The organism is Rasiella rasia (assembly GCF_011044175.1).
In the GTDB taxonomy this organism is placed as follows: domain Bacteria; phylum Bacteroidota; class Bacteroidia; order Flavobacteriales; family Flavobacteriaceae; genus Marinirhabdus; species Marinirhabdus rasia.
Window position 1 is genome coordinate 1348434 of record NZ_CP049057.1, and the last position, 12037, is coordinate 1360470.

Sequence of the window (12037 nt, forward strand, 5' to 3'; positions counted from 1 at the left end):
AAAGTCTGGAGCCTAGTTTACTTGAAAAAATTGTAGTTTTTCGCTATTATTTACAACGGCAATGTGCAGTTTATTGTTAATCTTAATTTGGTGTAATTCTTTCGCATCATAGGGTGCAAAAAAACCTGTAGAAAGTGTTGTTTTTGCTTCAAATTTACCTGTCCCATCACCTAGCAGTAGCAACCCATTGCCGGCGTCGTTTCTTGGGGTTTCCACTTCAGAACCATATAAGTTCCCTGCCAATAACACATCTAAATTTCCGTCTAAATTGAAATCTTTTACCACAAAATCGTTAACAGAAGATAGCTGCGTCATTCTTGGTAAAGGCTTTACAGTCCACGCCTCATTTCCATTATTTTGAAGGTACACACTCGCAAACGATTTAGCTTGTAAATGTAAGGCCCCTTCTAATTTATCCTCGCCGAAAATATCCTTTAACTCGGCCTTAGCGAAGGCATCATAGGTGCCAAATTTTTCTTTAATAAATGGCATCTGCTGAGACGAGCATTCGCGCCCCCTTAAGGGTACTTTTTTGCCTTCTTCTTCATAACTCAAAACAATGTCTCCTGTATTATTCCCGTCGAAATCATCATAATACAAATCGAATGAAGATTCTGGTGTTGCTTGGTATTTATAATTTTGCCCTAAATTTCCTACCACATAATCTTGATCGCCATCTCCATCAAAATCTCCTGCTTGTAAACCATACCACCATCCTTGGCTATCTTTAAGTCCTAAGTCTGTTGTAACATCTACAAATGTATTTGCCCTATTTTCAAATACCGAAATAGGCATCCATTCTCCAGAGACCATTAAATCTAAGCGATTGTCTTGATTTATATCTGTCCATAATGCAGTAGTTATTAAACCTGGATTTTTTAGAGCTGGGGCTACTTCTTCAGTTACATCGGTAAAAACACCTCCACTATTTTGTAATAAATAACTGCGTGGCGCTTTTGGGTACTGTCCCGGAATCACTCTACCTCCTACAAATAGATCTATATCGCCATCACCATCAAAGTCTGCTGGCCTAACCACTCCTCCACTAGTTAACATAACCGGGAGTATATTCTTACTTTTTACAAAGTTTCCTTTGCCGTCATTAATATATAGTCTATCCTGAAGTAGCGGTGAGTCTGGGGTCACTTCATTACCTCCACTCACTACATAAAGATCTAAATCGTTGTCATTATCGGCATCAAAAAATGTTGCCGCCATATCTTCAGCCTGTGCGTCGACTTTCCAAGAAGGTTTGCCTTTTTTTTCAAATGCACCTTTTGTATTTTGCAAATAGAGAGCACCGCTAAAGCCCTTAGCTCCGCCCACATAAAAATCGTCTAGACCATCTCCGTTTACATCTCCAACTGCCATTCCTGGCCCCATGGTAGACATTTTATGAGGAATTAAAATTTCATAGTCGAAATCGTTGTATTCATTTTCTTGATGCACATAATTTACACCTATGTTATCTGTAACATCTGTCATAAACTTTTTTGCGTCATTTTTATAAAGACTTGCCATTGGCGGATTTGCTTTTTGATATGAAATTTTAAGCAATTGATTTCCTTTCACATTGCTAAGAAGTTGGGTATTTCCATCGGGCCATTCTACCCATAAAGAATCTATTTTTTTATTAGCCCCTAGTCCAAAGTGTACTTGATTTTCATTAGACGAAATATAACCTCTACTTAAGTAGTGTTCTTTTACTTGAAAATTGCCTCCCGCCTTTACGATAACACGTGCGCCAATTCCAGAGACATTAGACGCCTTTCCTTTAAGCGCTACTTTCAAGTAGTTTTTCTTTAATTTTTCCGAATTATTCCTATAAATATTTGCGACCTGATCTATATTGCTTACCACAAGGTCTAAATCACCATCGTTATCTAAATCGGCATACGCAGCACCGTTACTAAATGTTCTTTCGGTAACTCCCCATTCTTCTTGTCTTTTGCTAAAGGAAAGGTCTCCATTGTTTTCGAAAAAGTAATTTTTGATAGGAAGTTCTGGCATGGCATCTAACACCTGTTGAATATACTTAAATTGATTCTTCGAGTTTTTAGACATTTCTCCTAATATCGAATCTCTTACCTTTTGATAGTCATTATTACGAAGATCTTTTCTATAGCCATTAGTCACAAATACGTCTTGATTTCCGTCAAGATTGAAATCTGCCCAAAGAGTAGACCAGCTCCAATCTGTGCTTGAAAGGCCCGTAAGCCTTGCTATATCACTAAAAGTTCCGTTTCCGTTATTAAGCTGTACCGTATTGGTCATATATTGATAATGAAAACCATTTTTAACCGAATTAGTAAATGTCTCAACGCTCATCCCAGACATATTTGTTTTAATACGATAATTGTCTTCGGCTACCATATCGAGTACCATAATATCTAACAAACCATCATTATTAAAATCTGCTGTATCTGAACCCATTGAGAAATTTGAAATATGGCGCATACTTTCCTTTAATTTTTCTGAAAAAGTACCATCCCCGTTATTGTAATACAAATAGTCGTGTTCGGCATAATCATTAGAAACATAAATATCTGGCCAGCCATCGTTATTGTAGTCCCCAACCGATGCATTATGACCAAACCCAATACCATTATTTACTAGACCTGCTTCAACACTAACTTCAACAAATTTACCATTGTCATTTTTAAAAAACATATCTGTGGTTAACGGGTTGCGTTTTTTCCGTTCTTCATCAAACGCCTCACCTAGTAATAGGATTTTAGGATTATTAATAAGGTACATATCTAAGTCGCCATCTTTATCGTAATCTAGAAATACAGACTGAATGGCATAACTTTCAATATCCAAACCATAGGCCGCAGCCTTTTCGGTAAAGGTTAGATTTCCATTGTTTATAAATAGCTCGTTTCTTCGCTTGTCTGCCGGAACATTTCCAGATCTACAAACATAAATATCAAGAAAGCCATCATTATTTATATCAACCATAGACGTTCCTGTCGTCCACCCCCAAGCACCTTCAACACCAGCAGCCTTGCTCATTTCAACAAAAGATAGATTCCCCTTATTTAAATACAATTTGTTGTGTCCAAAATTACTTGTAAAATAAATATCTGTTAATCCATCATTATTAATATCACCTAGGCTTACACCTCCCCCATTATACACATTTGGATACGAGAAATAATTTACAGAGGGCGTAGGTTTTGGCAGCACATTTACATAGTCTACACCGGTCACTTCTTGCGGCAATGATGTAAAGAGTGGAGTATTTAGACTTGCTACAGTAGATGTATCTGTAGCACTATCTGAAGTTTGATCTTGGCACGATTGTAAGCCAATAAATAGAATAAAAAGTATGCAATGTTTGTATTTGAGTGAAGGTAAATGAAATTTCATTTTTGGTTAATTCAAATTAATATAAGTAGTAACAGCGTCAATTGAAGGCAATAAATATAAGATTAAAATCGGTTCAGCACTAAAAATTGTTATAATGTACGCAGACGAAATAACAAACCATAGTATGCTTAAAGCCATAATCATACGAAACCAGATGTTGTATAGTCGCGACAACAGTTTGTCTAAAACAATCTATTATATTTGTGTGCACAAATTCTAGATTATGAAAAACGTATACTTACTTACTGTCTGTTTTTTTTTAATCAATTGCACTACTGCAACTAAGGAGAAGGAAGCCGTGCACAATGAAGCGTCGATCCTTTTTGATAAAGTAGCACCTGAAGCCTCAAGCATCACCTTTAGCAATGTATTGCACCAACGTGTAGACTTTAATTTCATGAATTACCTATATATCTATACAGGCGCAGGCGTTGCTATAGGAGATATCGACAACGACGGCCTAGAAGATCTTTATTTTGTTTCAAATCTAGGTCCCAACAAACTTTACAAAAATAAAGGTGATTTTAAATTTGATGACATTACAAATACTGCACGCGTTGAAGATTATTCAGGGTTTTCTACCGGTGTTACGATGATGGATATTAACAACGATGGTTGGCTAGATATATATGTATGTAAGGCAGGTTCCTTAAATAACCATGAAGAACGAAAGAACCTGTTGTTTATAAATAAGAAAGACGGTACTTTTTCTGAAGAAGCCGCTCAATGGGGTTTGGCAGACCCTGCGTTTTCGACACAAATTTATCAGATAGATTACGACAAAGACGGCGATCTTGATCTCTATTTGGTAAATCACCGAAATGATTTCCAAAACAACACAAAAGTAAACAGTCAAATTCAAAAAAATACCAGCGAATTAACAAGCGATCAACTATATAGAAATAACGGAACTAATTTTACTAAAGTCACCAAAGAAGCTGGGTTAACTAACAAAGCTTGGGGCCTTAGCGCGGTAATTTCAGATTTTAATGAAGACGGTTGGGACGACATTTACGTTGCTAACGATTTCCTAGAACCCGACGCCCTATACATCAATCAGCAAAATGGTACGTTTAAAAACGAAATATTAACTCGCCTAGACCATATTACTACCAACAGCATGGGTAGCGATTATGCAGATCTAAATAACGACTTAATGCCAGACTTAATTACACTAGACATGATGTCTGAAAATTACGCCCGTAGTAAAGAAAACATGGCTTCAATGAGCATCTCAGGATTTAATGCTATGGTAGCAGTTGGGTATCACCACGCCTACATGGCTAATATGTTGCATGTAAATCGCGGAAAAGGTAAATTTTATGAAACTGGACAGTTGTCTGGCATCACAAAAACAGACTGGAGCTGGGCTCCGTTATTAGCCGATTTTGACAACGATGGCCTGAAAGATATTTTTGTAACCAACGGAGTAGACAGAGATTACACCAATCAAGATGTTCGTACTCAACTTCAGCAAATCGTAGCACGTGGTGAAAGCAAACAACTTCAAGAAGTACTAGATTTAATACCTTCAGAACGCATCACCAATTATATTTACAAAAATGAAGGCAACTTAAATTTCAGCAATAAAATAGAAGCTTGGGGATTAAACACACCAACCTATTCAAATGGCGCGGCCTACGGAGATTTAGACAATGATGGTGATTTAGATTTGGTGGTGAATAATTTATACGATCCCGCTGGTATTTATAAAAACAATTCGCAAAATAATTTCAGTAAAATCAACCTTATTGGGCCCAGCACCAACCCTGCGGCTATTGGCGCCAGTGTTACCGTAAAAACAGCTAACAAAACGCAAGTTCAAGAACTTTACACAAACAGAGGTTACGAATCTACTGTGAGTAAAAACCTAGTTTTCGGGTTGGGCGACGAAACAATTATCGATGAAATAGAAATTAAATGGCCCGACGGCACCTTTTCGTCAGTGAAAAATCCTAAAGCCAATACAACTGTATCATTAAATTACACAACTAGTAATAAAACTGAGAAACCAACCCTACCTAAAGGCACTACTAAAAACACCAAGTCTACGACAGATTTAGGCCTCGCTTACCAACATCTAGAAAATGAATTTTACGATTATGGCGCTCAGCTTTTACTCCCCCAACGGCAATCTAGTAAAGGAACAGGTATTGTAAAAGGAGATGTAAACAACGATGGTTTAGACGACTTTTTTGTAGGTAATGCTGCCAATGCTTCAGCTGCGCTTTATATTCAAGATTCTGGCGGAAACTTTACAAACAGTCAAACAAATCTATGGAATAAAGAAGCGGCTTATGAAGATGCCAATGCGCTATTCTTCGATGCCGATGGCGACGGTGACCAAGATTTGTATGTAGTGAGCGCTGGATACGAACTTGAGGCTAATAGCAGCTTGTTACAAGACAGGCTGTATATTAATAATGGGCAAGGCATTTTTAAAAAGCAGACCAATGCCCTACCAAAAATGCTCGCTTCTGGTAAAACTGTAACCGCAGCAGATATTGATGGCGATGGCGATCTTGATTTATTTGTAGGAGGTAATGTGCTACCAAAAAAGTACCCATTGGCGTCAGCCTCATTTTTACTTGAGAATAACCAAGGAACGTTTAAAGACATTACTACAAACAACCCTGAACTTAGTGCTCCAGGTATGATCTCTGAAGCAATTTTCACAGATTATGATGGAGATAATGACGCCGATTTATTATTAGTTGGAGAGTGGATGCAACCAACATTTTTCACCAATTCAAACGGAAGCTTTAAAAAACACAACACCCCTTCACTCCACAGAAAAGAAGGTTGGTGGTTTAGTGCCATAGCAAAAGATATGGACGGCGATGGTGATACCGACTATTTCTTCGGAAACCTAGGCAAAAACAATAAGTTTAGCCCTTCAGAAAAGAAACCACTTTACATTTACGCTAAAGATTTTGACAACAACGGGAGTTTCGACGTGGCTTTAAGTAAAATAAACGAAGGAAAAGTTGTACCTGTTCGCGGGAAAGAATGCAGTAGCGAGCAGAACCCATTTTTGTTAGAAAAAATACAGAGCTACAAAGAATTTGCAAGCTTAGATATGGATGCAATTTACGGCGCCGACCAGCTGGCAAATGCTGAAAAAAGAACTGTTTTTACTTTTGAAAGCGTCTACGCCCAAAACAACGGTGACGGAAGTTTTACACTCACAAGTCTCCCCAACGTTGCCCAATTAGGCCCTACCCTGTCTTTTATTGCTGAAGATTTTAACAACGACGGAAACCTTGACCTCATGGGAGTTGGGGCCATTTACGATGCCGAAGTAGAAACTATTAGATACGATGGTAACTATGGTTATGTGTTATTAGGAGATAGCAATGGTGGTTATACGCCTTCAAAAGCTTTCGACCCTTACATAACTTCAGACGCTAAAGATTTAATCTCAATCTCAATTAATGGTAAGAAGCACTATGCGGTGGTAAGCAATAACGCGCCTCTTGAAATTTTTACATTTCAACCATAACTAAAAAAATGGTCGATATTGTTCTGCCCTAAAATCTATGGTAGTATAAGAAGGGTTCGCCCTTTTTCTATCCTTATACAACTGAACACTTCCCACCGCCCTATTTGCTGCCCCACTCGGAGCCGTGAGAGAAACAGTCTTAATTTTTCGTTGCGACTTCGGTAATTTAAAAGAATGAATTCGAGGTACTATGTCAGTTTCAATATCGAGCGACAAACCATATGCCTTAAGATGTTTTCTAAAAAAATACTCTGGTCCGTTTTTACTATTTCCGCCCGTAAAAAGCAATGTGTCTATATGCAGGTATTTCTCTAAAGTTGCCACTAAATCCCTCAACTTAATTGACTGCATACCTATATCACTTGCATCTATCTTATCACGTTCTGCACTCGCCACAATATCACAAATTCCAATACCCCTTTGTTTAAGAAACGTTTTGCGTTGGTTGATGGCGTAGGCAGTATTTTCATAAACAAGACCAAGCTCAAATATCTGATCCAAAATTGGCCATAGTTGTCCGTCTCTACTTCCATAACAAAAATCAACGTCATCTGCCTTTAAATCGCCCGTAGTAAAACGAGGTGGTGGCAATGTACCAACGATTAACTTAGTTGAATTTACCGGAATATACGGTGGATACGGATGGGTATGTAGAAACAAAAAAGGGTTTTTATAGGTTTTATGCTAAACTATCTAATAAAAACAGGTTCGTCTTCATTTTCTGTGTATTGCTCACTATAAGCATAGCCGTCGTAATCGAAACCTTTTAAACCACGTAGGGTCTTGATATTTTTATCTATTACGTAACGAGCCATACTACCCCGTGCCTTCTTCGCAAAGAATGAGATTATTTTTAATTTACCGTTTTTAAAATCTTTAAATACAGGAGAGATTACAGGAACTTTCAGCTTCTTTGGGTCTATCACTTTAAAATATTCTTGACTCGCTAAATTTAAAAACACTTCATTGTTTCCCAACTCGTTGTTAAGTGCTTCGGTAACTTGGTCTCCCCAAAATTGGTACAAATTTTTCTTTCGGTTTATGGAAAGGTTCGTACCCATTTCTAAGCGATAAGGCTGCATTAAATCTAGAGGTCGCAATACACCGTACATCCCACTTAATATACGCAATGTATTATTTAAGGTGTCAATCTTTTTTTCTGAAATCGAATATGCATCAAGTCCTTGATACACATCACCAGCAAACGCATAAACGGCAGGTCTTGCATTTTTATTTGTAAAGGGCGTGCTAAAATCCTTATAGCGTTGGTAATTAAGTTCGGCTAGTTTATCGCTTATATGCATTAACTCGCCAATTGCTTTCTTCGACTTTCGCTCTAATTTATTGTTAAGCACCTCGGCCTGCTCTAAAAAAAGAGGCTGTGTACCTCTAGAGGTTGGCAGTTTGCTTTCAAAATCTAATGATTTGGCTGGTGAGACTACTATTTTCATTATTATCTTTTAGGTAAAAATACGAATTCAGATTGGCTGAATGCATGCGTATTTATAAATATAAACGAATATAGTATCAACAAAGATTATCAATAAAAAAATTTAGTTCTAACAAATTGTGAAACACCCGACTAAAGAAAAGCAAGACGTTAATTAGGATATCCTTAACATATCGCAAAGTTTTCAAAAATTAACTTTAAGAAAAATTTTAAAGTATGAAGACTATATTACCCTTATGTGCATTTATGACATTAGCTATAGGCACACTAACGGCCCAACAAGAGTTTGGCCAAAAAGCAACCTTAAATGAAGATGGTACGATTTCAGTACAACAGGTCTTTCTACCCTCTGAAATGAGCACAAAAGAAGGTGCTATCGAACCTGTATTTCAATTTGGTAGGCCCGCCAATCCAAGCATAAAGAACTCTAGAGGAGTTACATTGGCCGACATAGACGATGACGGGATTCAGGAAATACTCTACGGAATAGACACCGAATTATTTGCGCTTAATGGCGCAGGTGAAATTGTATGGCAAAAAACAGTTGAAGGCCCAATTCTACTACCCCCAACGGTGGCCAATATTGATGGTAATGCTGGTGTTGAAATTGCTGTAAACACCGGATACCCAACTACTGTAGGACGCGTTTACCTTATGAATAATGTAGGAACTGATTTACCTAATTGGCCGTTAAATTTTAACGATAAATGGATGATCAACGCACCTGTTTTTGCAGACGTTAACGGTGACGAAGTAATGGATATAATTACATGCCAAAGAGAAAGTAGCACGGTAGGTTTTGTTCATGTACTTAACCAAGATGGCACACCTATTAACGCAAATTGGCCTGTTCAATTTGACGCCACTCCAGCATTTACTCCGTCTATTGGAGATATCGATAACGATGGAGATCAAGATGTAGTTATTGCAACTTCTTCTACTGGTCTTTACGCATATGATGCCGATGGAAATTTACTTCCAGGCTTCCCATTTGTAGATCCAAATATTAGATACTCGTATCAATCACCTGTATTAGTTGATTTAGACGGTGATGAAAATTTAGAAATCGTAGGAAGTAATCACGGTGATGCTCCAGGGTTTTATGTACTACAAAACGACGCATCGTATTACCCAGGTTGGCCCGTTGCTTTGTCAGGATGGACCTATTCACCGCCTACAGTAGTAGATTTAGATCAGGATGGTACCTATGAAATTTTTATGGCAGATAGAAATACAAGTAACGATGGAACACCTTTACCAACGATTTACGGATTTAATCCAGATGCCGAAAATTTACCTGATTTTCCAATAGAAAAATATGGTGGAAATGAAGGCGTACTAACTATCGCAGACATCAACAATGATAATGTATATGATATTATATTTTCGAGCACCCTTACCGATATGGAAGGTTTTGGATACATTCATGCATATTCGCTAGATGGAAGCGGTGAGTTAGACGGCTTTCCACTTCGCCCACGCGGATTTACATTTCTTAATGGAGCAGTTGTAGGTGATGCAGACGGAGATGGTATGATGGACCTTACGGCAAATTCGTATACCCAAACTTTCGGACAAGGAGTTGATTCAACTTTTGTGAGCAATTATAATCTAAATGTGCCTTACGACGAAAGTAAAATTTTGAGCAACGGATATAAAGGTGGAAATACTAGACAAGGATTAATCTCTCCTGAAGAAATTATGGGTATAACCGAAGTAACATTAAATGGTTCTTTTGTTATTGCACCAAACCCTTCAAATACCTTACAATTGATTAGTGATACCACAATAGAAAATGCTACTATTTCGATAGCTGGCATCGACGGCAAACAAATGTACAATGAGATTACGTCTATTAGCGCGGGAGATCGTATGCAGTTTGATGTTGCCAATTACGCACAAGGCATCTATTTTGTAACGATTTCAAACGGAAAAAGATCTAAAACCTTAAAATGGATAAAAAGATAAGTAATAGTGAAAGCTATTAATCCATTACATGTTTGGCATAAACACGCCATTTTTCAATGCAAGCCTCCATATCATTTGGTATGGGGGCTTCAAATTTTAAAGAAGCTCCTGTAGTAGGATGCTCAAACCCTAGTGTTCGTGCATGAAGCGCTTGTCTCGGTAATATTTTAAAACAATTATCTACAAATTGTTTGTATTTGCTGAATGTTGTGCCTTTTAATATTTTTTCACCGCCGTAGCGTTCATCATTAAACAAAGTGTGGCCAATATGCTTTAAATGTACCCTGATTTGATGAGTACGTCCCGTTTCTAATCTACAGCTCAATAAGGTAACATAGCCAAATCTTTCCAAAACTTTATAATGGGTCACTGCAGGCTTGCCTTTTTCGTCAGCATCATCTCCTAAAAAGACTGTGTTTTGCAACCTATTTTTTGGATGCCGCCCTATATGTCCCTCTACCGTTCCATTGTCTTCTTTTACATCGCCCCAAACTAACGCAATATATTCGCGTTGTGTAGTTTTATTGAAAAACTGCCGCGACAAATGGGTCATGGCCTCTTCAGTTTTAGCAACAACTAGCAATCCGCTTGTATCTTTATCAATTCTATGTACTAATCCCGGACGATTACTACTGTTGTTAGGCAGGTTATCGAAATGAAAAGTTAATGCATTTATAAGTGTTCCACTATAATTTCCATGTCCAGGATGCACCACCATTCCTGGGGCCTTATTTACCACAAGAACATCATCATCTTCATAAACAATATCGATAGGGAGATCTTCTGGAGTGAGCAACATCTCATAGGGAGGATGTTCAAATAAAACCGTAACTACATCTCCAGCTTTAACTTTATAGTTTTGCTTTACTACGACATCGTTAACATAGATGTTTCCATCTTTTGCAGATTTCTGAATTTTATTACGCGTTGCATTTTCTACCTTGTTCATAAGGTATTTATCAACCCGTAGTGGCGACTGTCCCTTATCTGCTACAAACCTAAAATGTTCGTATAGATCATCATTTCCAGCATCTTCGGTAGGATTATCTTGCACCATTTCCTTCTAATTCTTCGCTATTCACAGGAGTTTGACTACCCTCGTTTTCGTTTTCCTCGTTTGAATTTCTATTTATTCTACTTAAACTTTCGTCACCAATAATTAAATCTATAGTCGACGTTATTTCAAGCTCCGTTCCTGGAGTTATTTTAGACCCTGCATGACGTATTTCTAATACTTGGTCACTCATATGCGGCTTGGTAGTAACCTTACCTATTTTAAAGCCCATAGCCTTTAACGTAGGTTCTGCTTGGCGCGAAGTTTTGCCAACTACATCCGGAATTTTAACTTTTCTGTAACCAGACGGATTAAGTGTTAGATAAATTTTTCGGTCTTCCTTCACAAATTTACCTGCACGAGGTAATTGTTCTATCACTGAAAATCTTGGATAATCTGGATTAAAATTCGCAGAATCTAGAATTACGTATCTCAAGTCATTTTCGTCTAAAATATCTTCTACCTCACCAAGGGTACGCTTTGCTAGGTCTGGCACTTCAATTTGTTGACCATGGTTGGTTGTACTTCTCAACCACCAGAGTACCAAAAAAGATAATACGATAAGCCCTACAATGGCAAACAATAATTGTTTTACGAAAGCTTTTGATAAGATGTATTTAAAAAACGACATACGTTGAAGGTTATAAGGCAAAAATAACAAACCTAAAGTTAGCAACTTTTATTCGATAAG

The 12037-nt window shown here is 37.7% G+C and carries 7 protein-coding genes; 2 read left to right on the plus strand and 5 right to left on the minus strand.

All coding sequences use genetic code 11. From position 1 onward, the window contains the following. Window positions 1-12 precede the first annotated feature (12 nt). Window positions 13-3372: an FG-GAP-like repeat-containing protein gene (locus tag G5B37_RS06065; protein ID WP_164679165.1), complete on the minus strand. Its 3360-nt coding sequence runs from the start codon at window positions 3370-3372 to the stop codon at window positions 13-15. 223 nt (window positions 3373-3595) lie between these two features. Here G5B37_RS06065 and G5B37_RS06070 point away from each other — a divergent pair, with 223 nt between their 5' ends. Then, the gene (locus G5B37_RS06070) at window positions 3596-6874 is read left to right on the plus strand and encodes a VCBS repeat-containing protein (RefSeq protein ID WP_164679166.1); all 3279 of its coding nucleotides are present in this window, start codon (window positions 3596-3598) and stop codon (window positions 6872-6874) included. Here the strand turns inward: G5B37_RS06070 and G5B37_RS06075 are convergent, their stop codons facing one another. Both G5B37_RS06075 and yaaA read right to left on the minus strand, forming a co-directional pair. After that, on the minus strand, window positions 6875-7534 hold the full coding sequence (locus tag G5B37_RS06075; protein WP_164679167.1) for a uracil-DNA glycosylase family protein: 660 nt from the start codon (window positions 7532-7534) through the stop codon (window positions 6875-6877). 29 nt (window positions 7535-7563) lie between these two features. Further along, complete coding sequence (gene yaaA, locus G5B37_RS06080) at window positions 7564-8325, minus strand: peroxide stress protein YaaA (RefSeq protein ID WP_164679168.1); 762 nt, start codon at window positions 8323-8325, stop codon at window positions 7564-7566. Between the two features lie 215 nt (window positions 8326-8540). On the opposite strand from yaaA, the gene G5B37_RS06085 reads away from it, so the two are divergent. After that, entirely contained in the window at window positions 8541-10292 is a 1752-nt protein-coding gene (locus G5B37_RS06085; protein ID WP_164679169.1) for a T9SS type A sorting domain-containing protein, read from the plus strand. 16 nt (window positions 10293-10308) lie between these two features. Here the strand turns inward: G5B37_RS06085 and G5B37_RS06090 are convergent, their stop codons facing one another. Beyond that, the gene (locus tag G5B37_RS06090; RefSeq protein WP_164679170.1) at window positions 10309-11349 is read right to left on the minus strand and encodes an RluA family pseudouridine synthase; all 1041 of its coding nucleotides are present in this window, start codon (window positions 11347-11349) and stop codon (window positions 10309-10311) included. Further along, complete coding sequence (locus G5B37_RS06095; protein ID WP_164679171.1) at window positions 11336-11977, minus strand: PASTA domain-containing protein; 642 nt, start codon at window positions 11975-11977, stop codon at window positions 11336-11338. Before G5B37_RS06095 ends, G5B37_RS06090 begins: the two co-directional genes overlap by 14 nt. Between the last annotated feature and the right edge of the window lie 60 nt (window positions 11978-12037).